This is a genomic window from Haladaptatus cibarius D43, assembly GCF_000710615.1.
Classification (GTDB): domain Archaea; phylum Halobacteriota; class Halobacteria; order Halobacteriales; family Haladaptataceae; genus Haladaptatus; species Haladaptatus cibarius.
This window is the reverse complement of record NZ_JDTH01000002.1, coordinates 1,295,312-1,318,584: the sequence shown is the minus strand read 5'-3', so window position 1 is coordinate 1,318,584 and position 23,273 is coordinate 1,295,312. Positions and strand designations below refer to the sequence as shown.

Annotated in this window: 22 protein-coding genes; 12 read left to right on the top strand and 10 right to left on the bottom strand. The window is 58.7% G+C overall.

Annotation, left to right across the window (positions count from 1 at the left end; translation table 11 throughout):
* The 3 genes from HL45_RS12175 to HL45_RS21815 all read right to left on the bottom strand — a co-directional run bounded on the left by HL45_RS12175 (position 1) and on the right by HL45_RS21815 (position 3,094).
* The gene (locus HL45_RS12175) at positions 1-999 is read right to left on the bottom strand and encodes an ABC transporter permease (protein ID WP_049971359.1); all 999 of its coding nucleotides are present in this window, start codon (positions 997-999) and stop codon (positions 1-3) included.
* A 39-nt stretch (positions 1,000-1,038) separates the two neighbouring features.
* Positions 1,039-2,625, bottom strand: a complete 1,587-nt coding sequence (locus tag HL45_RS12170; protein WP_049971358.1) for an ABC transporter substrate-binding protein — start codon at positions 2,623-2,625, stop codon at positions 1,039-1,041.
* 346 nt (positions 2,626-2,971) lie between these two features.
* On the bottom strand, positions 2,972-3,094 hold the full coding sequence (locus tag HL45_RS21815) for a hypothetical protein (RefSeq protein ID WP_267879590.1): 123 nt from the start codon (positions 3,092-3,094) through the stop codon (positions 2,972-2,974).
* Between the two features lie 37 nt (positions 3,095-3,131).
* Between HL45_RS21815 and HL45_RS12165 the strand changes: the two genes are divergently transcribed.
* The 7 genes from HL45_RS12165 (at position 3,132) to HL45_RS12130 (ending at position 10,801) form a co-directional block, all read left to right on the top strand.
* Positions 3,132-4,982 carry a cation:proton antiporter domain-containing protein gene (locus HL45_RS12165; protein ID WP_049971357.1) on the top strand — a complete coding sequence of 617 codons (1,851 nt, stop codon included), beginning with the start codon at positions 3,132-3,134 and terminating at the stop codon, positions 4,980-4,982.
* Positions 4,983-5,347: 365 nt separating this feature from the next.
* The gene (locus tag HL45_RS12155; RefSeq protein ID WP_049971355.1) at positions 5,348-6,496 is read left to right on the top strand and encodes a PstS family phosphate ABC transporter substrate-binding protein; all 1,149 of its coding nucleotides are present in this window, start codon (positions 5,348-5,350) and stop codon (positions 6,494-6,496) included.
* Positions 6,497-6,594: 98 nt separating this feature from the next.
* Complete coding sequence (gene pstC, locus HL45_RS12150) at positions 6,595-7,698, top strand: phosphate ABC transporter permease subunit PstC (protein WP_049971354.1); 1,104 nt, start codon at positions 6,595-6,597, stop codon at positions 7,696-7,698.
* Entirely contained in the window at positions 7,695-9,299 is a 1,605-nt protein-coding gene (gene pstA, locus HL45_RS12145; RefSeq protein ID WP_049971353.1) for a phosphate ABC transporter permease PstA, read from the top strand. The genes pstC and pstA overlap by 4 nt, the downstream gene beginning before the upstream one ends.
* Entirely contained in the window at positions 9,296-10,201 is a 906-nt protein-coding gene (gene pstB / locus HL45_RS12140) for a phosphate ABC transporter ATP-binding protein PstB (protein ID WP_049971352.1), read from the top strand. Before pstA ends, pstB begins: the two co-directional genes overlap by 4 nt.
* Before the next feature lie 13 nt (positions 10,202-10,214).
* Positions 10,215-10,604 carry an AbrB/MazE/SpoVT family DNA-binding domain-containing protein gene (locus HL45_RS12135; RefSeq protein WP_049971351.1) on the top strand — a complete coding sequence of 130 codons (390 nt, stop codon included), beginning with the start codon at positions 10,215-10,217 and terminating at the stop codon, positions 10,602-10,604.
* Entirely contained in the window at positions 10,601-10,801 is a 201-nt protein-coding gene (locus HL45_RS12130) for a hypothetical protein (RefSeq protein ID WP_049971350.1), read from the top strand. The genes HL45_RS12135 and HL45_RS12130 overlap by 4 nt, the downstream gene beginning before the upstream one ends.
* Before the next feature lie 40 nt (positions 10,802-10,841).
* Here HL45_RS12130 and HL45_RS12125 read toward each other — a convergent pair whose 3' ends face one another.
* A complete protein-coding gene (locus HL45_RS12125) occupies positions 10,842-11,633 on the bottom strand; it encodes a hypothetical protein (RefSeq protein WP_233274765.1) in 792 nt (263 codons plus the stop codon).
* 3 nt (positions 11,634-11,636) lie between these two features.
* Between HL45_RS12125 and HL45_RS12120 the strand changes: the two genes are divergently transcribed.
* Together HL45_RS12120 and HL45_RS12115 are read left to right on the top strand one after the other, a co-directional pair.
* Complete coding sequence (locus tag HL45_RS12120; protein WP_049971349.1) at positions 11,637-11,915, top strand: hypothetical protein; 279 nt, start codon at positions 11,637-11,639, stop codon at positions 11,913-11,915.
* 112 nt (positions 11,916-12,027) lie between these two features.
* Positions 12,028-12,414 (top strand): hypothetical protein, encoded by a 387-nt coding sequence (locus HL45_RS12115; protein ID WP_049971348.1) that lies wholly within the window; start codon positions 12,028-12,030, stop codon positions 12,412-12,414.
* On the opposite strand, the gene HL45_RS12110 is transcribed toward HL45_RS12115, so the two are convergent.
* From HL45_RS12110 to HL45_RS12100, 3 genes are all read right to left on the bottom strand, one after another.
* Positions 12,362-13,117 carry a DICT sensory domain-containing protein gene (locus HL45_RS12110; protein WP_084156903.1) on the bottom strand — a complete coding sequence of 252 codons (756 nt, stop codon included), beginning with the start codon at positions 13,115-13,117 and terminating at the stop codon, positions 12,362-12,364. The two genes, HL45_RS12115 and HL45_RS12110, sit on opposite strands and share 53 nt — an antisense overlap.
* Positions 13,118-13,120: 3 nt before the next feature.
* The gene (locus HL45_RS12105; RefSeq protein WP_049971347.1) at positions 13,121-13,516 is read right to left on the bottom strand and encodes a DUF7344 domain-containing protein; all 396 of its coding nucleotides are present in this window, start codon (positions 13,514-13,516) and stop codon (positions 13,121-13,123) included.
* A gap of 115 nt (positions 13,517-13,631) precedes the next feature.
* Entirely contained in the window at positions 13,632-14,246 is a 615-nt protein-coding gene (locus HL45_RS12100; RefSeq protein ID WP_049972020.1) for a hypothetical protein, read from the bottom strand.
* A 233-nt stretch (positions 14,247-14,479) separates the two neighbouring features.
* Here HL45_RS12100 and solA point away from each other — a divergent pair, with 233 nt between their 5' ends.
* Positions 14,480-15,604 carry an N-methyl-L-tryptophan oxidase gene (gene solA, locus HL45_RS12095; protein WP_049971346.1) on the top strand — a complete coding sequence of 375 codons (1,125 nt, stop codon included), beginning with the start codon at positions 14,480-14,482 and terminating at the stop codon, positions 15,602-15,604.
* 10 nt (positions 15,605-15,614) lie between these two features.
* Here the strand turns inward: solA and HL45_RS12090 are convergent, their stop codons facing one another.
* The 3 genes from HL45_RS12090 to HL45_RS12080 all read right to left on the bottom strand — a co-directional run bounded on the left by HL45_RS12090 (position 15,615) and on the right by HL45_RS12080 (position 19,640).
* Positions 15,615-16,895, bottom strand: coding sequence for an LLM class flavin-dependent oxidoreductase (locus tag HL45_RS12090; RefSeq protein WP_049971345.1), 1,281 nt, complete (start codon positions 16,893-16,895; stop codon positions 15,615-15,617).
* Between the two features lie 86 nt (positions 16,896-16,981).
* Complete coding sequence (locus HL45_RS12085; protein ID WP_049971344.1) at positions 16,982-18,268, bottom strand: LLM class flavin-dependent oxidoreductase; 1,287 nt, start codon at positions 18,266-18,268, stop codon at positions 16,982-16,984.
* Positions 18,269-18,314: 46 nt separating this feature from the next.
* Positions 18,315-19,640 (bottom strand): MFS transporter, encoded by a 1,326-nt coding sequence (locus HL45_RS12080; RefSeq protein WP_049971343.1) that lies wholly within the window; start codon positions 19,638-19,640, stop codon positions 18,315-18,317.
* Between the two features lie 151 nt (positions 19,641-19,791).
* Between HL45_RS12080 and HL45_RS21810 the strand changes: the two genes are divergently transcribed.
* Positions 19,792-19,926 (top strand): hypothetical protein, encoded by a 135-nt coding sequence (locus HL45_RS21810; protein ID WP_267879589.1) that lies wholly within the window; start codon positions 19,792-19,794, stop codon positions 19,924-19,926.
* A 115-nt stretch (positions 19,927-20,041) separates the two neighbouring features.
* Complete coding sequence (locus HL45_RS12075; RefSeq protein ID WP_049971341.1) at positions 20,042-23,236, top strand: type 2 lanthipeptide synthetase LanM family protein; 3,195 nt, start codon at positions 20,042-20,044, stop codon at positions 23,234-23,236.
* Positions 23,237-23,273 lie beyond the last annotated feature (37 nt).

The window sequence follows — 23,273 nt, the reverse complement described above, 5'->3', positions numbered from 1 at the left end:
TCAGTCCACCTCGTCGTAGGTCACACGCGGGTCGATGTACGCGTACGAAAGGTCAGTGAGGATGACGCCGACGACGAACGTCAGGCCGAAAAACACCGTCGTCCCCATGACCAGCGGATAATCCTGATTGTTGATTGCCGTAATGATGAGCCGTCCCATCCCGTTGATGTTGAACACCGTCTCGGTCAGCACCGCCCCGCCGAGTGCGGACGTGAGTTGGAGGCCAACGACGGTGATGACGGGCAGTTGCGCGTTGCGGAAGGCGTGTCGTCGCAGTATCTTTCCTTCCGAGACGCCGTAGGCCCGCGCCAACTTCACGTACTCCTGCTGGAGGACTTCCAACATCGACGACCGTTCGATTCGCGTAATCGCGGCCATCTGGAGCGTCCCGAGCGAAAGCGTCGGCAAGAGCAGGTGCATCGCTGCTGTATGGAGTACGTCCAGTTGGGAGGACGCGCCTTCGACCGTACTCGGGTCGGCCCACGGCAGAATCAACCCTGTCGCGGGGAACCAGCCCAGATGGTAGGCGAAGATGATGATGAGCATCAGCCCAATCCAGAACGACGGCGTGCTGACGCCGATGAGTGCGACGACGCGCGAAACGTGGTCTGTCGGTTGATTTCGCCGTCTGGCCGAGATGATACCCAGCGGAATCGCGGTCACGAGCGCGAATCCGAAACTGGAGAGCATGAGGAGGAGCGTCACCGGCAGTCGCTCCATAATCTTCGTCATCACGGGCACCCCGTAGTAGATACTCTGTCCGAGGTCACCCTGTGCGACGGAGGTGAGGTAGTTCACGTATCGAACCGGGAGCGGTTCGTCTAGCCCGTACTGTGCCCGAATTTCCTCGACCATCTCGGCGCTCGGTGACGGCCCGAGCATGATTTGGACGGGGTCGCCCGGAATGGCGTTCGTCAGCAAGAACGTGATGGTGACGATTCCGACGAGAACCGGGATTGCTTGTAAAGACCGGCTAATCGTGTAGCGGAGGATTCCCATGTATTGTTAGTAACTCGTATCGAAACGGGGTGCGAGTGGTTACTGCGACCCGATGGATGCGTTCGTGTAGTCGGTCGAAACCACGAAGCTGGAAACGGGATGCGACTCGAATCCGTTGACGTCCTGTTTCATCCCGTAGCTGTTTTTCATGTTGTACGCCGGGATGTGTGCCCGGTCTTCCAGCACTTGCGTGATTGCTTCCCGATACAATCGTTTTCGCTCCTGTCGGTTGGCAGACCGACGTGCTCGGTTGATTTGCTGGTTCACACCGTTGTAGAAGGTGCCGTCCGTCGTCCCATGCGCTTCTTTCGTGAAGAAGTAGTACGTGAAGGCGTCGGGGTCTGGCGTTCCCGACCAGCCCAGCGTGTACATGTTGTAATCGTTGGGGTCGCCCGAAACGTACTGGTCTAAGAACGCACCCCAGTCGAGTCGCTGGACGCTCGCGTTGTATCCGGCCTCCTTCAGGCCGTTCGCCACGGTGACGCCCAACTGTTCACGTTTGTCGTCCGGCGGGACGATGATGTTCGCGTTCCAGTTGTTCGGAACGGAGTCGGCATTGTCGAGCATCGTTTTCGCTTGGTCGATGTCCTTGCCGTGGGCGATGTTTTTCCACTTGTTCAGCGGCATTCCCCATTTCTTAGCAATCTGCTCCGGCAGTGGACTGTACTGGCGAACCCCGCTCGGTTCCACGAAGTTCGACACGGCTTGGTCCATGTCGAAACAGTAGTCGATGGCTTCCCGAACCTGCGGGTCGGTGGTCGGCCCGTTCTGGCAGTTAAAAGCGAGGTAGAAGTAGCCCATCCCGATGACGGACTCGATGCTCGCATTGTTCATGTTCTGTACCTGTTGCCACAGTTTCGGCGGGATTCCCTCGATAACGTCGCTTTCGTCGGTTTGAAGGCTCGTCAGCCGGGTCGTCGGCTCTTCGATCGGATTGAACTCGATTTCCCCGAGATTCGGCATCGGTTCCCCCCAGTAGTCGTCCCACCGGGTGACTCTGGCGAAATTTCCTTCCTGCCATTCGTCGAACTGGAACGGCCCGGAACCGACGGGATTCTGTTTGTTGAACTTCTGTTTGTTGTTCTCCCGAACGCTTTTCGGGACGATAGGCCGCGTCAACGCGTTCATGAACGGGCCGTAGGGATATTTCAGGTCGAACTTGACTCGCCGGTTGCCGGCCTTCGAGATGTTCCGTATCATGCTCACTTCGGAGGCGTTTTCTGTCTCCTCCTTGACCGGCGCTTCGAACGAATATTTCACGTCCTCGAAGGTCATCGAGTCGCCGTTCTGGAACTGGATTCCCTCCTGCATCTCGACGATGTACGTCTTCCCGTTGTTCCTGACCTCCGGTTCGCCGGTCGCCAAGTGTGGAACGACGTTGATGCCGCTATCATACGTGTACAGTCCCTCGAACACGCGGTCTGCCACCTGTGTCGAGGGTACGTCGTTGAGGACGATAGGGTCGAACTCCAGCGGACTCTTTACCTGTGCGAGCGTCAGTGTGCCGCCGGAGTTCGACTGTTGACTCCCCGTACAACCGGCGAGTGCTGCGATACCAGCCCCACCGAGGCCTTGGAGGAGCCGTCGGCGCTTTACCGAATCCGGAGTTGTGTCGTGTTCAGTCATTGTGTGGTGAGTTCGTATGTTCGCCGCTCGTTCGAAATCCGCCAATCGTCCCGAGCAACTGTCGCGTCTTTTGACCGAACAAACCATTGTTATTGGGTGGCTGAAAACGCCCCCTGTGAGCAGTAGTGTCCCCTTACTGTAAGCAATGAATAATAGTTACGTATGTTCCGTGCGATGCCGTTTTACGCTCCCTCTCGGCCTCGTCGACGCTTCTGTGCGTTCTTTGATGATAGCACTAAGCGACGGTTCACATACTGTATTCTAGATTTCTGTGGACAAATACGAGGCATCGCATGGTCGAACTCGGAACGCGGGCAACGAAGTGAACGGTGAACAATGCCGTCAGTCAGTCACCCGGAATCATCCAATCCGTCGATGATTCGTAATCGAGCGCCTGTCCGCCATGGCCGCGATATTTATCCATGAATCGGTTGACTGTCCCTTGCGTGTGGTCGGTCGCCCATCCCAAGCACTCGGGTCAACCGACACACCGTGACTGCTACGCGATGGCCACTGATGCACTGCTGGCGTCGGCGTCAATAATCCTTCTTGGAGCGGTGTCGAAACTGCTCGCCGACAGGTTTGGAGTTCCGAACGTCGTCTTCCTGCTCGGATTCGGTATTCTGTTCGGCCCGGAAGTCGTCGGCCTCCTCGACCCCTCTCTGTTCAGTAACGCGCTCTCTACCATCGTTTCGTTGGCGGTCGCAATCATCGTCTTCGAGGGTGCGTTCAACCTCACTTCTTCCAGAATCCGGTCGGCATCGACGGCAACACTCAGGCTCGTCACGCTCGGTTCCGCGATTACGTTTCTCGGCTTGGGACTCACGATACGATACCTGCTCGATTTGCAGTGGAGCCTTTCGTTTCTCATCTCCGCACTTCTCGTCGCCACCGGGCCGACCGTGATAACCCCGATTCTGGAACAGACGGACGTGCGCGAGAACGTGAAAACGACGCTCGAAACCGAAGGCATCGTCAACGACCCCGTCGCGTCGGTTCTCGGCGCAGTCATCTTCAGCGCGGCGGCGCTCGGCGAACGACCGTTCACGGGCGGCGGGCCGGTAGGCGAGGAAATCGTCATCGAGTTCGTCACGCAGTTGGGCGTCGGCGTCCTCATCGGCATCGTCACGGCGGTTAGCGTAATCTACGTGCTTCGAAATTTCAGCCGAACCCCGCAAAATTCGCGGATAACCGTCATCGCTACAGCCTTAATTTCGTTCGCCGTGGCCGACCTGTTCGCCTCGGAGGCGGGGGTCGTTTCGGTCGCGGTCGCCGGACTGCTGGTGGGCAACGCTGACATCCCCTACGAGGAGGAAATCGAGGGCTTCAGCGGCGACGTTACGGCAATCGTGTTGAGCGTCGTCTACATCATCCTCGCATCACTGCTCAGGTTCGAGGAACTCGTGGAATTCGGGCTGGCTGGCGTCGCCGTCGTACTGATTGCGATGCTGGTTTTCAGACCGCTCTCCGTGTTTCTCTCGACGATTCGTTCCGATTTCAGCCGAAACGAACGACTGTTCATCTCCGCGGTCGGCCCGCGGGGAATCATCCCCGCATCGACGGCGACGCTCTTTTCGCTCCAACTCGCGCAGTCCAACGTGGCGAACGCCGAAAGCGTCGTGAGCGTCGTTTTCCTCGTCATTCTCGTCACCGTCGTCCTCGAAGCAGGCGGCGCGCCGTTCATCGCACAGAGACTCGACATCGTACCCATGACGATACTCATCATCGGCGGAAGCCGAATCGGACGAACCCTCGCAGAACGGCTCGAAGAACGCGGTGAAAACCCAATCATCATCGAACGCGACGTGGAAGTCGTCACCGACCTCCGGGCGGACGGCTACTCGGTGGTTCACGGAAACGGCACGAGCGCCGAAGTTCTCGACGAAGCGGGTGTCGAAGGCGCGAAGATGGTCGTCGCCGCGACGAGCGAAGACGACCAGAACATCCTCGCCTGTCAGACCGCGCGAACGAAGTTCGGCGTCGAAAACCTGCTCGCACAGGTGAACGACACGGAGAACGTAGACGCTTTCGAAGACTTAGGAGTTCGAACCACGACACCGACGCTCGCCACCGTCGATACGATGGACGACCTCATCCTTCGACCGAGTTTCTTCGCGTGGCTGTCGGGCGTCGGCGAGGAGAACGACGTTACCGAGGTAACTGCCGATTCGGCGTCGGTGGTTGGACGCCAACTCGGCGACATCGACTTTCCGGACGAAAGCACCGTCGTGCTCGTTCAACGAGATTCCGAGTACATCATTCCGAAATCCGATGTCGTGCTGGAGGAGGGTGATGTGGTCACGCTTCTGGGGACGACTGATGCTGTCGAAGACGCGGCGAGAATATTGTCGGAATAGCGATTTATGATTTTATTTGCAACTTCTGCCTTGGTATCATTTCTAATCGAGACTGGATACGAGCTATCGCAAGAGAATTTATGTACAAATTAAGACTTGGAAAAGACTCATAAGCGGATGGGTTGAAGCGCAGATGAAACCAGCGCAACTCCCGGTCGATGTCGATTTCGCCCTCCTTCGCGTATCGGCTCGTCCTCGAATCATCAGCATCCATACATCCATTCGGCTTCACACAGGGGACGAATAATATTGGTATATAGCATACGCTATCCAACAGATGAGTTCATAGTGAACTGTTGTGTTGGTCAGAGAGATATATCACTAATATAAGTAGTTTTTACCGAACGACGGGCAGTGCTACCTGAATGACGCGAGACTCAGAGCGACCAACGACCGGCGCATCACGACGCAAATTCATCGCACTCACGGGCACTGCAGGTGCCATGGCGCTCGCGGGCTGTAGCGGAACCAGTGGAGACGACACGACTGACGGCAACGGAAACAACAGCAGTTCGAATTCGAACAACGGCGGCGGCAGTTCGTCGAATCAGCCACTGACCGCGGACGGGTCTTCGACGGTCTACCCCATCACGAGCCAAGCGGGGTCGCTCTGGAACGGAAACGCCCCCGCGTCCGACGGCGAGTACTGGGGTTCTAGCGATGAATCGAGCGTCCCGGGCTGGGACGACATCCAGACGGACAAGAACATGGCCGACTACTGGGCGGGCCTCTACGATTTCGAACCCAGCGGCGAAGAGGGAACACCGCCGTTCTACACGTCCATCGGACTGAACCACACGGGTGTCGGCCTCACCAAACTCGAAAAGGGGCAGGTCGACATCGGTGACGCATCCGCACCGGTCAGCGCCGAGTTCCCCAACCGAAGCGAGTCCGAACTCGAACCGTTCACCGACCACATCGTCGCGGTTGACGCCCAGCCAATCGTCGTGAGCCGTCAAATCTACGACGCAGGCGTCGAGAAACTCACGCTCAAACAACTTCAGCAGATCTACCGCGGGGAGATACAGAACTGGTCGGAGTTTGACGGCCCGGACAAGGAGATTCAGGCAGTCGGCCGTGCCGAAGGCTCGGGTACCGACACGTCCTTCCGCGCCAACGTTCTCGGTGACCCGGACGCCGACATGGGCGGTACGGACGTTCGAAAGGGCCAGAACCAGCAGGTTGCGGCGCTCGTCGAGAACTCCGACAACGCCATCGCCTACATCGCGCTCGCGTTCGTCGAGGAAGACGGCCCGGTTGCACCACTTGCGCTCGAAATCGAAGGGACGACCTACACGTATGGCGACAACCTCGGCAGTCTCGACTACCCGCTTTCCCGCGCGCTCCACTGCTACACGTGGGAAGGGACGTCGAACAAAGAGGCGGCGTTCATCCGCATGATTCTCCACGAGTACGGTCAGAAGATGTTCGTCGAACCGGCGAACTACCTGACCCTCACGGACGAGGAGCGACAGAAGCAACTCGACAAGCTTCCGGAGCCGACGAACCAGTAGTCCGCTCGCGCGACCGTATCGGCATTGGACACGAAACGACTGTCGAATTTATTTAAATTTTGAAACATGAATGTAGAAAAGCAACGGATAGGTGAACGATGACCGGAGAGGCGGCACTCTCCGAATCGGTTCACGACACCGTAGACGACCGTGGAGCCGCACTGACACAAGCGCTCGGCGCGATACTGCTTATCGCGTCGTTCGTCGGGTTCATAACGGGGTCGCAGTTCACGGTGTTCGCAATACTTGGATTCCTGCTCACCGTCGCCTACGGTTGGGTCGAACAGCAGGCGGCGACCGCCCGGGCGCTGACGTTACTCGCAACGATTTCGACTGTGTTGATACTCTCGCTCATCACGGTGTTCCTCTTCATCGAGGCGTTTCCCATCCTCACCCAAATGGGAATCCGCCTCTTCGCCCTCGAAGAGTCGATGACCGTCTTCGGCACGACGGTGTGGCCGGGCATTGAGGACTTCTGGAACACGGGCGGGAACGTCTACGCACTCACGCCGATGATTTGGGGAACGCTGGTGACGACGGCCATCGCAATGTGCATCGCAGCCCCACTCGGTATCGCCGGAGCGCTGTTCATCAGCGAAATTGCTCCGACGAGCGTGCGCGAGGTCGTCAAGCCCGGGATCGAGGTACTCGCAGGGGTTCCGTCCATCGTGTACGGATACCTCGGGTACGTGACGCTGAACAGCTACCTCATGGAACATTTTTCTCTCCCGGACTTCGGGAGCTTATTCCTCGTCGGATTGGTTATCGGGCTGATGGCGCTCCCGACTGTCGTCTCCGTCGCCGAGGACGCACTGTCGAGCGTTCCCGGCCCGATGAAAGACGGCTCGCTGGCGCTCGGCGTCACCGACTGGCAGACGATGAAGGGGATTTCCATTCCCGCCGCTTTCTCGGGCGTCTCGGCGGCGGTTTTGCTCGGCGTCGGCCGGGCCATCGGCGAGACGATGGCCGCGACGGTCATTCTCGGTCATAGCCAGCGGCTTCCCGAACCGCTGTACAACGTCTTCGGTAACACCGAAACGCTGACGAGCCTCATTGCGAGCCAGTACGGCAACGCCCACGGCCCCCACATGCAGGCGTTGTTCGCGGCCGGTGTCGTACTGTTCGTCGTTGTGATGATAATCAGTACTGTCTCACAACTCATCGAGAAGCGGATGAAACGACAACTGGGTGGTGACACATGAGCGGCACGTTCAAGCGCGATACCGCACTCGTGGACGGCGAAAAGAGCATCCTCGAATGGCTGTCGTACGGAATCGTAGCACTTGGTATCGTCACGCCACTCCTGACCGCGACGACGTTCCTCCGCGAAACGACGGAAGCAACGTCGCTGTTGGGTATCGGGCTGTTGGACGTGTTCGCACTGCTGACCGCGCTCATCGGTTTCGGCGTCCTCGGAATCGGCGTCGGTTCGTGGAGCGGTCGGTTCGAGACGACACCGGACGAACGAACCGGCGCGGTGACCGGCGTTGGATTCGGTATCATCGCACTGTTCGTGACGGGACTGACCGTTTCCCAGACGTTCGAGTTCGGCGCAGTCGTCTGGGTGCCAGTTGCAGTTGTCGTCGGTATCGTCGTGGCAGTTGGCGTACTCGCCGCCCGCGAAGACCTCGGGACGACGGTGCCGGTCGGACTGTTCGCCCTCGGCCTCACTGGACTCGTCCTCGGCGACGTGCTCACCGCGAGTTGGTCGTGGGAACCCACCGGCCTCTCGGCGGCGTTCCCGGGCTATTTGGTGGTTCCGGCATTTGCTGGGGTGACCGGACTGTTCGGCGCGTGGGCTGGTTCTCTGGCGAGCGAAGGATTCGGAAGCCGCGGTTGTCAGCGCGGTGCGTTTGCACTTATCGGCCTCAGCGCAATCACAATGCTGGCGATTCTGGCGATGTTGCTCCTGTTCATCGGGCGACAGGGATTCGGCCACGCATTCAGCGAGTTCAGCGTCGGAATCGGCCCGGCGGTCATCCCCATGCTGAACGCCGAAATACCGTTCGTTCGGATACAGATGCCGTTCGTCACCAACGGGTACACGTTCCGTCCGGACGAAATCAACGGCGTCTTCCCGGCCGTCATCGGAACCTTCTGGGTCGTCGTCGGTGCCGTCCTCGTCGGCGTACCGCTCGCCGTCGCCGCGGCGGTTTTCCTCACGGAGTACGCCGAACAGGGTCGGTTCACGCAGGTCGTCGAGGTAGCGACGAACGGACTCTGGAGTACCCCCAGCGTGGTCTTCGGCCTGTTCGGGTACGCCTTTTTGATTCCGCGACTCGGCAACAACACGTCGTTGCTCGCCGGGATGCTCATCCTCGGGTTCATGCTCATCCCACTTGTGCTAATCACGAGCCGAGAGGCGGTTCTAGCAGTTCCGGACGAGTATCGGGACGCCAGCGCCGCACTCGGCGTGAGCCAGTGGGAAACCATCAAGAGCGTCGTTCTCCCGGCGGCGATGCCGGGTATTCTCACGGGCGTTATCCTCGGTGTCGGTCGCATTGCTGGCGAAACGGCACCGATTCTGTTGGTGATGGCTGGGGGACTACGCGATTCGGCACCGAAGGTGTTCGGGTCGTTCGAGTTCTCTTCGGTACCTCCCTTCGTCACCAACGACGCGCTACTCGCAAGTGCACCGACGCTTCCGTACCAACTGTACGCGAGCATCACCGCCGGAGTGAGCGGTGAGAACGCCGAGGCGTTCGGATGGGGGACGGCCTTCGTGCTGTTGCTGGTCGTCCTCTCGTTCTACGCCGTCGGTATCGGGACGCGAATCTACTTCAGAAGGAAACTACAGCAATGAGCAAAAACGTACCACAGGCAGCAGAGACGACGCAACGCCAGCAAACCACCACGTCCGGCGAGAGTACCGAGCAACTCCAAGACGAATGGACAGACTACGAGTTTGCAGGTAACCCGAAGCTCTCCGTTGAGGGGCTGAACGTCCACTACGGCGGCGAACACGCCCTCAAGGACATCTCGATGGAGATTCCCGAGCGGAGCGTCACCGCCCTCGTCGGGCCGTCCGGTTGTGGTAAGTCCACGTTCCTGCGCTGTCTCAACCGCATGAACGACCGGATTAACAGCGCCCGAATCGACGGGTCGGTTCGCCTTGATGGCGAGGAAATTTATCAAGACAACGCCAATCTGGTCGAACTCAGAAAGCGCGTCGGGATGGTGTTTCAGGCACCGAACCCGTTTCCGAAGTCGATTCGTGACAACGTCTCGTATGGGCCGCAAAAGCACGGTGACATCAAAACGGGCCTCATCGCGCGACTGCTCGGCGAAGCCAACGAGGATGAAGAAGACGAACTCGTCGAACGAGCGCTCCGGAACGCCGCGCTCTGGGACGAGGTGAGCGATCGCCTCGACGACAACGCGATGGGGCTTTCTGGCGGCCAGCAACAACGCCTCTGTATCGCCCGCTGTCTCGCTACCGACCCGGAAGTCATTCTGATGGACGAACCCGCGAGCGCACTCGACCCCATCGCAACCGCGAAAATCGAAGACCTCGTGGACGACCTCTCGGAGGAGTACACCGTCGTCGTCGTCACGCACAACATGCAACAGGCGGCGCGTATCTCCGACCAAACGGCGGTTTTCCTCACCGGCGGCGAACTGGTCGAATACGACGATACGGGGAAAATATTCGAGAACCCGGAAAGTCAGCGCGTCGAAGACTACGTCAGCGGGAAGTTCGGATAACGGAGAGTCAGGCATGGAAACGAGAAAAGTCCAATACACGGGAAGCTCCACGACGATTTCCCTGCCGAAGGAGTGGGCGGACGAACACGGCGTCGAAGCGGGAATGCAATTGGCGCTCTACCCCGCCGAGAACGGCGAGTTGATAATCGGTGCCGAACAGACCGACGACGGTGAACCACCGGAAGTCTGTGTCGAAGGACGCTCCGCGACGGACATCCGAGAGACGGTAAAGGCGCTGTACGCCATCGGCAACGACATCTCGCGGACGTTGCGGAGCAAGCCCAACGAATCGCAACGCTGGTCGAACGCGAAGCGATGGGCGACCCCCCGTGGCCCGACGAGTTCGAGCGATTCGCCAGAGAGTCTCGACACCTCACCGAGCAGGCCGTTGACGACGTTTTGAGCGCGGACGAACCGCCCTACGAGACGGTGCGAACCTGTCGGGAACTCGTCGATGACGTTACCGAATTGCGGCGACGACTGTATCGGGAAAACGAAGTGACGCATGTGCGGTCAGTTGCCGTCGGCTCCCTCGAACGGACGGCGAGAGGAGCGGTGAAAATCGCGGAGCGGGCGGTACAGGCGTCCCTTCGCCGATAGCGGGAAATATAGCAGTTGATTCATTGCTGGTTTTTGTGAGTTACTGCCCGTCGAACGCCGAACGAAGCGTCCATTCTCCCGACTCGAAAAATGGCGACCCGGGATAGCCTGCACCCCGCCAGAGTGCGTCGATGGGATTCGCCAGTTCGGTTCGAACGTCGGCGTCGAAATTCGACAGGTTGACGGGAAACGGCGCGAGCATGTCTTCGGACATTCGGCCCGCATCGGTCGGTTCCGGTTCGCTCGAATCCAGCAGACAGCCGCGGACGCCGTACATCGTGAGCGTAACGTGAATCGGGGCCATCTGCTGATGGTACGCGAGAACGCGGAGATAGCGCCGAACGCACCGCGTCAAATCGAGTTCGAGGGCGCGTCCGTCCAACTGCTTCGGTTCACTTTGCTCCGACTCGTTTTCCGCCCCTGCTTCGCCGAACGGAATCGCCGAGACGGATTCTATAACGCCGTTCGAAAAGAGATGCGAATAGCCCGCGCAGGCGGCTTCGCGCTCGTCGTCCGACCCCTGCTCGACGTAGGCACCGAACCCGTCGGCAGTCCACGTCCCGTGGGCGTCGTGATTGCCGAGAACGGGCAGTTGCGTGGGACGGGACGGATTTGCTTCGGGAAGTATCGAATGTTCCGCGAGGTCGATAGCGTAGCCGTCGTCGTAGACGGCGTCCGGTACGACGTGGACGACGAGTCCCCGCGGTGCGTCGAAACCGAAGTATCCCTCGCCTCCGACGACGGTTTCGAGGCGATGTTCGTGGAGCGCCGTCGCCTGCTCGTTCGACCCACCGGCGTATTTCGCCGCCATGACCGCGTCTCGATAGCTCATCGGGTGTCGAATAGCTGTCCGCGGACGTGGTTAAGTGAACTGGTACGCGGAATCGCGAACTATCGGGAAAACGCGTGGCAGTCCGGTGTGCTCTCGGGACTCATCGCGGGTGCCGTGATGGGCGTCATGCTGACGATGCAGATGCGGCCCGTCATCGAACACGCTATTCCGGCCCTGTGGGGTCTCGACGGCGGGGCCGCCGGGTGGACGATTCACATGATTAACTCCGCTGTCTTCGGCGTGGTATTCGGCGCGCTGTACCCGGTTATTCTAAACCGGTGACAGTTCCGCAGTTCTCCAATCGACACCACGTTTTCACGCCGACTCGTCCGCGTTTCAATCTCGAACGGTTCCTCTCCAAAACTATTCAACAATCAGAGACGTACCGACGACTGTGAACTCCCGCCACTTGGCAGGGTCGCTCTGCACTATCGTCGTCTACGCCGTTTTCATCTACGTGGGCGGTACCCTGTTCGTACCGACGCCGACTCACGCACTGCTAGCGATTCCGCTCGTCTGCGGGTCGTTCCTCATTCTCCATGCAGTGCAAACTGCGCAGTTGGACGAACTCGGCTACGCGATTATGGGCCTGTACGCCACGCTTCTCGTCGTTTCGGTAAGTCTCGGAATCGTGGAGACAGTGATGGGTAGCGATGTATCTTCCCATCTCGGTGGTGCCGTCGGAACGCTCTCCCTCTCCGCCGTTTTCGTCGGTTGGTATGCGTTCATCACGCAACACGCAAACAACCGATACGCGACTGCTTCGTCGTTCTACCCGTAGGTTTCGTGCAGATACGAAGCAGTTCGTCCACCGTTTCCGGGTTGTACGTCCAGAATCCGTAGAACTGGTCGGGGTCGCGCTCTTCCGCCAGCAGTGCACATTTCTGTGACGGGTCGCCGCCGCCGTTGTACACCAGAAACCACGCCTCGCCGATTTCGTCGGTTTTGTTCCCGTGGAACGTCACATCCTGCATTTCGAACGAGCGCCACTCCCCGTGCCCGTAGATGTGGATGTCGAGGTTCGTCTCATCGGCGAGTCGGTCGTAGACCGAGACTTGTGCGCGAAACGCGGACGGCGACTGAAAGCCGACGTGGAGTTCGCCGTCTCCGACCCGCCACGCGCGGTCTTCGATTTCCCGACTCGTCGCAAGCATCTGCCGTTTCTCGAACGAGGTGAACAGGGTTCTGTCGAGAACCGAAAGCAGGTCGCGGAACGAAGACGACTCCCCTACGTCGCTCCACGGGACGGAGATGGGAGGTGTAAGAAACTCCGTGAGGGCCTGCAATCCTACCGTTCCTCTGAACTCCCCGTCGTCCCGGACGACGAGAAATTCGTCGCCACCGACGCTCCGAAGCCGTTTGTACTGCACCGTGACGTTCTTCGTTTCGAACTGCTCCGCGAGGTCGGTATCCGGGTCGGCGGCGTACACTACGAGCGTCTTCTGCTTCCGTTCGACTGCCGTGATGTGTTTGTGGAAGCTCATTATCTACGACTCGGAGTTCGGCTCAGGGGTATTTTGGCGCTCGTTCTGTCGTGCCCAGTCGAGGATTCGACCGACGGGCGGTGATACCTCCCCGAGCGAAAGGAGTTCCATCTGTTCGTCGTAGCGAACCAGTCCTGCCTCCCGTAGTATCGGGATGTGTATCTCGTGCAGTTCGATGTGTATTCGTTCTCGGTCGTCAGGTGTCGCCATTCGATACTCGTCCGCGTGAATCCATCCGGTGAGAATATCCGCCAGTTCGTCCTCGAACACGCGCCCCCATTCCACGAGGAGGTACAGCGTGTATCGGCGCTGTGTGTCCGAGAGCGCTCGATAGACGCTGTCGTCTATCGACGGCTCCAGTAGAATATCGTACAGGACATCCCAATCGTCCTTCGCCATGACTCCCACCCCTTTTCACGTTCGGGATGAACGTCAGTAAACGTTCTGTCTACTGGTACCATCGAACAGTGTTTCTGTGACGTCCATTTCCATAGAGCTGTGTTCCGCGTGCCCCTCAGTCCAATTTGACGGCCAGATACCGACTCGATGCGAAGAGCACGCCGCTCGCCACGAACGACAGTATCGACACGGTGGCCACGCTGAGCCCGGTTCCGGACGGGTCGAACGGCCCCTGTTTTCCCGCCGTCGAATACTGCTGGAGGGTTTCGACGCCCGAAAACCCGAGCAGGAAGAACGCGAGCGTGATGCCGAGGAGCAGCGCACCGCCCACGAAGCCGTAGAACGACGCCATCTCCTCAACACTCAGGAGTTGTCGCATTCGGCGCTCGCTCAGCGTGGACTCCCCGCGGAGAATCGCGCCAGCGACGGCGACGTGTCCCACTGCGGTCCCGAGTTCGAGGACGAGGACGAGCGCCCCCGGCATCAGCACCGTCGGCGAGGACGTGAGAGGTTCCCCGCCCGGAAACAGGCCAGCGACCGCCGAGGGGTACGCCAGCGTGATGGGCGCAACGAGCGCCAAGGCGAGCAGGAGAACGCTCTGCCACGCCAATTTCGTCGGAATCGATTGGTCGAAGATGCTGTGCCGACGGACGCGCAATCGCTCGTACTTCGAGCCGTTGAGAATGGCGTCCGTAATGTCGTCGTCGATGTAGTCTGTCTGTCCCGTCACGGTTCGCACCCGAATCAGGTGTTTTCCATCGCTATTCACTTCGAGGATATACCGTTATCGGAACGCTATCCGCTATCGTTCGGACAGTAGTGGTGACACATAAATTGCGTATTACCGCAGTTTTCGGTGCGATTTCGGTTTCGAATCGTCGCACGCTGGAACCGCCGTCGAACTGACTCGAAACCGACGACGAACTGAACCACTTATGCCCTTGCCAGCAATGGTGCGAGTGAATGACTCACTACGATTCCATCGTCGTCGGCGTCGGCGGCATGGGAAGCGCGGCGGTTTCCCACCTCGCAAAACGAGGCCAGCGAGTGCTGGGACTCGAACGCTACGACGTGCCCCACGCGAAGGGGTCGTCGCACGGCGTGACGCGAATCATCCGGAAAGCGTACTACGAACATCCGGATTACGTCCCGCTTCTCTCTCGTGCCTACGACCTCTGGCACGAACTGGACGAGAAGCATCCGACGCAACTCCTGCACACGACGGGGTGCGTCGTCGCTGGCCCGGAAGGGAGCGAGAAAGTCGCTGGTGCGCGCGAATCCTGCGAAGAACACGATATCGACTACGAACTGCTTTCGGCGGCGGAAGTCGGCGAACGCTACCCCGGCTACGACCTCCCCGAGGACTTCGTGGCCGTCGTGGAACCCGACGGCGGATTCCTCCACGTCGAGCAGTGCGTCGTCGCGCACGTCGCGTCGGCCCATCGCCACGGTGCGGAGATTCGCGCCCGCGAGGCGGTGCTCGACTGGGAACCGACGTCTTCCGGCGGCGTTATGGTCGAAACCGACAAAGGAAGCTGCACCGCTGACACCATGGTCGTCACGGCGGGCGCGTGGGCGAAAAACCTGCTCCCAATGCTGCAATCGCAAGCAATTCCGGAACGACAAGTTCTCGGCTGGTTTCAACCGGAATCGCCCGACCAGTTCTGCCCCGAATCGTTTCCGGTTTTCATCCTCGATTGCGAGGAGGGCTACTTCTACGGCTTCCCGGAGTACGGCATACCGGGCTACAAAGTGGGGAAGTACAACCATTTCCACGAACAGGTGAACCCAGATAAGATGGCGGAACCGAATCGGGCCGACGAGCGCGTTCTCCGCGAATTTACGGAGCGTTACTTCCCCACCGCTGCGGGGCCGACGATGCGATTGGAAACCTGCCTGTTCACGAACTCGCCCGACGAGCATTTCATCATCGACGCGCTTCCCGACCACCCGCAGGTCGTCGTCGGCGCGGGGTTTTCGGGCCACGGATTCAAACTGTCGAGCGTGGTCGGCGAGATTCTGGCCGAACTGGCCATCGACGGTAAGAGTCGCCACGACATCGACTTGTTCTCGCTGGATAGATTTTGAGAACAAACCCTTACGTCGCCGATTGTTCTTCGAAGTACGGCATCACGTCCTCGGCGAACGCACGGAGTTGCGTGACGCTTTCGTCGTGGGTCATGCCGACCGCCTTCATCAGTGGGATGACGATGAAATCCTTGTAACCACAGACGTCCCTGTATTCGACCAATCCCTCGATTATCTCCTCCGAACCTCCGACGATTGGTGCGTCCCCTTCCTCCAACATCGCTTCCGCATCGATGGTGAAGTTTTTCGCCTGTTCTGGCGGTTTCATCCCTTTGATGTTGCTCAAGTTGAACTCCTGCCCCAGTTTCCATCGTTCGAACGTCTCCTCGCTTGCGACTTCCGTATTGAACACGCCGAGCATGCCGACCATTCCGCGATTGCGTTCCGCGTCCCACCCTCTGCGCCACGGTTCGCCGTCGTATTCGGGCCGGTGGTCGGGCCAGCCCGCCGCTTCCGCCGCGTCGTAATACTGGTCGATTCGCTTTTTGACCCCAGAAAACGAGTTGCCGAACGTACAGCCGTTGACGCCGTGGCGGGCGGCCCACTTCACGGATCCCTCGGATGCGGCGGGTTTCCAGAGTTGTGGATGCGGTTTCTGTATCGGTTGCGGCATGACGGGCACGGATTTCAGCGTCGTTTTGCCCGTTCCGACGTTCACCTGCATATACTCGCTCGGGTCGCTTTCGCTCGCCTCGTCCATCAGGTAGTGATACTCCTGATTGTTTTCCCATTCTGTGTACGATGGCGGGACGTGATGAAATTCGCCGTGATGCGTGACGAACTCCTCGGTCCACGCTTTCAACAGCAGTTCGTACTTCTCCTCGAACGACCGCTGGTCTTTCATGAAGTTCCGCTTCGACCCGCCCCAGTACTGCCCGAAAATCGCCGTCGTTCTTGGGTCGGAACCGCGTCCGATGCCGATTTCCGCTCGGCCATCGCTGATGATGTCCAACATGGCGGTTTGCTCCGCCAGTCGAACCGGTTCGCTCCACGGGAGGTTGTTCGCCATCTGGAGGAGGCGAACGTTTTCGGTTCGTGCCGCAACCGCAGTGTGGATGAGCAGTTGATTCGGCGATACCGGGCCGAGTAGAGTGAAGTGACGCTCTGGTTGGAGCACGTAGTCGTAGCCGAGCTTGTCGGCGAGAACCGCGTACTCGACCTGATTCCCCGTCTGCCGTTGATGTGTCCGATGAATCTCTGCGACGGAAACGTCTGGAACGACGTATCCGTTTTCCAGCTTCTTGAGCGGATAGTCGGGCATTCCCTCGTTTGCCACGCCAAACTGTGCCATTGATGTAAATACTCTAAACCATCAATTTAAATTTAGCTATAATTTAGAGCTATATTCTTTCCACCGAATCGGAACCGAGCAGTCGGCTACTGGTACACTTGGGTCTGTTCTTTGAAGTGGGGTACCACGTCCTCGGCGAACGCACGGAGTTGTTCGACGTTCTCCTCGTGGCTCATCCCGGTGATTTTCGTCTGCACGAAAACGACGAAATCCTCATAGCCGCAGGTTTCCCAAAACGTGGCGAGTTGGTCGATTATCTCCTCCGTGTCGCCCACGAGCGGTGCATCTACCTCCGCCAGTTTCTCCTCGATGTCGATTTCGACAGCCCTTGGTTCTTCGGGCGGTTTCGACCCCTTCTTTCGGTTCAAGGCGAACTCCTGACTGCGTTTCCATCGTTCGAACGTTTCTTCGCTGGCAACGTCCGTGTTGAACACCCCGAGAATTGCGGCGATGCCGCGGCGGCGGTCACCGTCCCATCCCTTACGCAACGGCTCGCCGTCGTACTCGGGTCGGTGGTCGGGCCAGCCCGCTTCTTCCGTTGCGTCGTGATACTGCTCGACGAGTTCCTTCGTCGCGGAAAAGGTCGTACAGTGACAACAGGCGTTGAAACCCTGTGCGGCGATCTGCCTCGCGGAGCGCGCAGACCCCGCAGGTTTCCAGAGTTGTGGATGCGGTTTTTGCATCGGTTGCGGCATGACGGGCACGGATTTCAGCGTCGTTTTGCCCGTTCCGGCGTCCACCTGCATATACTCGCTCGGGTCGCTTTCGCTCGCCTCGTCCATCAGGTAGTGATACTCCTGATTGTTTTCCCATTCTGTGTACGACGGCGGAACGCGATGGAACTGGCCGTGCTGTGTGATGAACTCCTCAGTCCATGCCTTCAACAGCAGTTCGAACTTCTCCTCGAACGATTGCTGGTCTTTGACATCATTCTGTGCCGACCCGCCCCAGTACTGCCCGAAAACGCTCGATTCGAGGGGTGTAGAACTCCGTCCGACGCCAACCTCAACTCGGCCGTCGCTGATGTTGTCGAGCATTCCGATTTGCTCGGCCAGTCGAACCGGTTCGTGCCACGATAGGATGTTCGCCATTTGGAGTAGACGAATGCGCTCCGTCTGCGCCGCGACGGCGGTCTGCGTGAGAATCGGGTTCGGTGAGTTAGCATCCTGAAGCGAGACGTGGTGTTCCGGATGGACGACGTAATCGTAGCCCAATTCTTCGGCCTCGACCGCGAGTGCAACCTGATTTCGGGTTTGGCGTCGATGGGCGCGATGGATGTCCGCCACGGATGCGTCCGGAACGACGTATCCGTTATCCAACTTCTTGAGTGGGAAGTCTGGCATCCCCTCATCGGAGATTCCAACGTGAATCATTGTATGTAGTTTATAATATTATGTTATTAAATTTTCTACGATAAATTTAGATATTTTTATCGAAGTCGAGAATTGATTCGTCGGCCTCTCCGACCGGCGGGAGCGTCCGCAGTTTCGGTCGGACGAGAAAATAGACGCTCAGGCTGAGCAATGCGATTGCCAATCCGGACATAACCGTCGCACTGCCGAGCGTCGTTGCGAGCGTCCCGCCGAGAAGCGACCCGACCGGAAGGGTCACCGTGCTCAGGCTTGCGTTGACGGAAGAGACGCGTCCGAGGAGGGAATCGTGTACCGTGGATTGTATCATCGAATGGAGTACCACGTTGGCGGCTCCGATAGGCACGAACGTGCAGAAGAACAACACGATAGACGCCGGGAACCACGTCACGGTGAGCACGCCAATCCAGCAGACCGCGGAGAGCACGTAGCCGACGATGGTAATCCACCCGAACGGATAGTCGTCTACGACCGGTGCCGCCATCGCGCCGACGAGGTTTCCGGCGGCCATCGCGGCCATGAACAGACCGTACGCTTCGGCACCACCGCGGGTTGCCGCGAAGGCCGGAAGGACGGCAATCATCACGCCGTATGCGAAGTTGACGATGATGCCACCGAATATCAGCGCACGGAGGACGGAGCCACGGACGTAGCTAAGCCCTTCGCGGAGTCGAACGAAATAGTTGTCATCGTCCGACTCTTCGGTGGATTCCGTGGAGTCCGTAGATTCAGCGCCCTCCGTCTCGTCGCTTTCGTCCCCTCCATCCGCGCTTTGGGCGACATCCGGAATTTTCAGTCCAAGGAAGAGGACGACGGCGACGGCGAACGTCGCCGCGTTGACCAGATAGAGCGCCACCGCCCCGATGACTGCGATGAGTACCCCGCTGGCCGCGTTGAAGACCATGTTAAGACCTTGGTAGGCGAACGAGAACAGAGAGTTCGCCCGGATGAGTTCGTCATCATCGAGAATTCGGGGAAGGGTCGCCTGTTGGGCCGGATAGACGAACTGGTTGAGAAAGGTCAAGAGAGGCATGACCAGCAGAACCAACCAGACGGAAAGCAAGTCAACCGCCGCCGCGATGGGAACTGCCAGCACACAGAGGCCCTGTATGAGTTGCGTACCCACCAACAACGACCGGAGCGGCCATCGGTCAACCAGCGGCCCCACGAGAAACTGAAGGGCGGTCGGCACTCGAACGAGAAAACTGGCGAGTCCCGTATAGAACGGAGAGCCGGTGAGGTCGTACACGAGCCACATCGCGGCGATTGCGTACATGCTGTCGCCCGCGTTGGTGACGATTCGGCCCAAAAATAGCCGCGTGAACGCCGTATTCGAGCGAAGACCGCCCATGAATTTCGGTAGTGATACACCCATCTACACGTTACGTATCTACAGCAATATAAAAAACACACTATTTCCCATATAATAATAAAATCTTAAGACTTTCATATAGGTTCTATTTCAGTGATAGAAATACTTAATACATATAGATAACTATATGAATTTGGTTATGTCCGCAACAAGCATGCCAACGAACGACCTCAAAGCACAGTTCGAAGACAAATACGCGCGCGATGAGCCAACCATCGACGAACTCGAACACGACGCCGCCGCACCGGACTCGTGTGGGTTCAACAGTTGCAACACGCAACTTCAGTAAGCGAGCAGTGGTAGGAGCCAGTACCGTTCGGTGCTGTATCTCCTCGATTGCTGTATTCAGTCTGTGTACCATACTGACGTAGTTTCCATATTTCAAACATAGTGCATTTTCCACGATGAGTCTGACCACCGAAGAAAAGAAACGAGTCGCTGTCCGAGCCAAAACACTGCACGACCGACTTCGAACGTCGTCAGACGACCTGTCACGGGAGGTTGTCGAAAACCCTGACGACTGGATGGATGAATGGCGTGCCCGGGTTGCGGACGGCGAGGAAGACCCGTTTCAGAAACGTCTCGAAATCGCTGGCCTCTCTGTGGCCGAGTGTCGCCGTCGGATTCAGATGACCGATTGGTCGGATGACGACGCCCTTCCCGCGTGGGTAGACCAATTGGACGAACTCCTCTTGTTCGTGGAGGCGACCGATGTGGCTTCGGTGGACGACCCGCTCAGAACGGACGACGTTCCGTTCGCCCATTTTCTGAACGTTCTCGTGGAATACGCGTCTGAGAAAGTCGATTGGAGGGAAACACCGGAACCGGCGGTAGATGCGTTCAAGCGGTGGCTTCTCGACCGATTTCACACCATTTTCGCGCATCCGCTGTTCATCGAGTTCAAGGGATTCATCGCCGCACGCGACCCGGAACTCGCGGTGGCGGAGAATCCCGACAGGCCGAGTTCGCCGCGAAAATATTACGATTCTTTCACGGAGACTCTGACTCAGGGCGGCCTGCGGTCGTTTTGCATCGAATATGCCGTTCTGTCGAAACTGCTCATCACGTTCGTTCGACAGTGGATCGACGCCGTCGAATCGTTTAGTTCGCACCTCGCTGCCGACCGAACCGCCCTCAACGAAACGTTCGGTTCCGACGGCGACCTCGGGCCGGTAACGGACATCGACTTCCTCGGCGACCCGCATCAGGGCGGGAAGACGGTTCTCGGCGTCACGTTCGAATCCGGAACGAAAACCGCATACAAGCCCCGCGATATGCGTATCGACACCGCGTTTTACGACTTTCTCGAATGGGTGAACGACGCCGCCGACCTCCCGAACGTTCGGACGCTCACCTGCCTGCCACGCGAAACGTACGGCTGGCAGGAGTGGGTCGAATCCGATTCGTGTTCGGCCCAGTCGGAGGTAGACGACTACTACCGACGTTCGGGGATGCTGTTGGCCATCCTGTACGCGCTCAACTTCACCGACGGCCATCTGGAGAACATCGTCGCGGTAGGCGACCAACCGGTCGTCGTTGACCTCGAAACGGTTCTCGAACCCGTCCTTGCAGCGGACAAACGAACCGCGGGCAACGAAATGTACGACCTCGTCCACGGGTCACTTCTGCGGATGCGTGTCCTTCCGATGTATCTGCCGTCATCGGACATTCAGCGTATCGACGGCCTCGGTGCCGAGGAGGGAGAAGCAACCGGCGTCGAGATTCCGGAGTTCTCTGACGTCAACACGGACATCATGGAACTCGACTATCGGGACACGCGAACCATCGAAGGCGAGAGTCTTCCACTCCTCGACGGCGATCGAATCACGCCGGAAAACCACGCCGATCCCCTCATTGGCGGTTTCGAGGAGATGTACCGGTTCTTCCTCGACAACCGGGCGGAAATTCTCGCGGAGGACGGGCCGATAGCACTGTTCGAGGGGACGGAAGTCCGGTTTCTCTACCGCTCTACGAAGATTTACGGCAGGACGCTCGTTCCGGCCACCACGCCTGCGTACCTCCGAACCGGCCTGAAATTCGGCTGCAAGGTGGAACTGTTGGCTCGACCGTTTACCGAGGAAACCGTCGGGGAGGAGATGTGGGACGTGTACGAGGCTGAACGAACCGCAATGTGGCGGTTCGACATTCCGCGATTTACTGTCAATGCGACCGATACCAAGTTACGCCACGATGGCCAGGCCGTGAAAGACGTCTTCGAAACGACGCCCATCGAGCAGGTTCGTGACCGAATCAACGAGTTCGGCGAATCGGATTTGCGAAACCAACTCGACTACTTCAAGTTGGCGTATGCGGAGGAAGAGATTTCACATCCCACGCCGCCACGCTCCCAAACCGAGACTGGTGATGAAACTGATGGACGGACGACCCCCGCGAGTGCCGACCTGTTTCGACGACGGTCGCGGGAGATATTCGATCGAATCCGGAACCACAAACGCACGACGCCGTATGACTCTGTGACGTGGCACCTCCGCGAACACCGAAACGGCGGCATCTATTTCCATCGACTGATAGAAGACCTGTACGAGGGTCGAATTGGGATTGCCGTGTTCAGCGCCGCGCTGGCGAACGTTACGGGAGAAGACGAGTATCGGCAATTTACCGCCGACGTCGTCGCACCGCTCATCGACCGACTGGATGTCGAAAAGGGAAACCCGTTTTCCGACGATAGGGTCGGTGCAGGCCACGGAATCGGGTCGCTGATTTACGGCTGTACGAAGGTCGGACAACTGCTATCTGACGACGAATACATCCGAACGGCGGAGGAAATCGCCGCGATACTAACTCCCGAACGAATCGAGGAGGACGAACTGTTCGACGCGCTCGGCGGCACTGCTGGCGTGATATTGGGACTACTGGCGCTGTACGAGGAAACCGGTGACGAGGCGGTGTTGGAGCGAGCCACTATCGCCGGAGACCATCTCTGTTCGAACCGCATCGAGGAGGACGGGGTTCTCGTTTGGCACACCATCAACAACGTGCAGGCGCTCACCGGTTTTTCCCACGGAATCGCCGGTATCGCGTATTCTCTGTTCAAACTCGCCGATGCGAGTGGCCACTCTCGGTTTCGGGATGCCGCGGTCGAAGGCATTCGATTCGAGCGAGAATCGTTCTCGCCGGAGCGGAACAACTGGCCCGACCGCCGACTGCTGACCGACACGGACTTCGTGACCGGATGGTGTTCCGGGCGGGCCGGAATCGGGTTAGCACGCCTCGGCATGTTCGAAATCGAACCCAACGCAGAACCCGATAGCGGGTTTCGGCAGGAGGTCGAACACGCGCTTCGCGGAACCGACCCAACCACGCTCGTTGACCGTGACCATGTATGCTGTGGCAATTTCGGTCGCGTGGAGTTCCTGTTACGGGCCGGAAGAACGCTGGATGAAGAGCAATATCGGGAATCGGCCAGAGCGTTGGCCGGGTCGGCCGTCCAGCGTGCGGAAACGATAGGCCAGTACACGGTTCCGTGGCAGACCGAAGACTGGTACAACCCAACGTTTTTCCTCGGCGAGTCCGGCATCGGCTATTCGTTGCTTCGACTTGACAACCCGGAACTGCCGTGTGTCATGCTGTGGGAGTGAGCATCAGCCCGCTTCATCGACATGCCCCCAACCGACA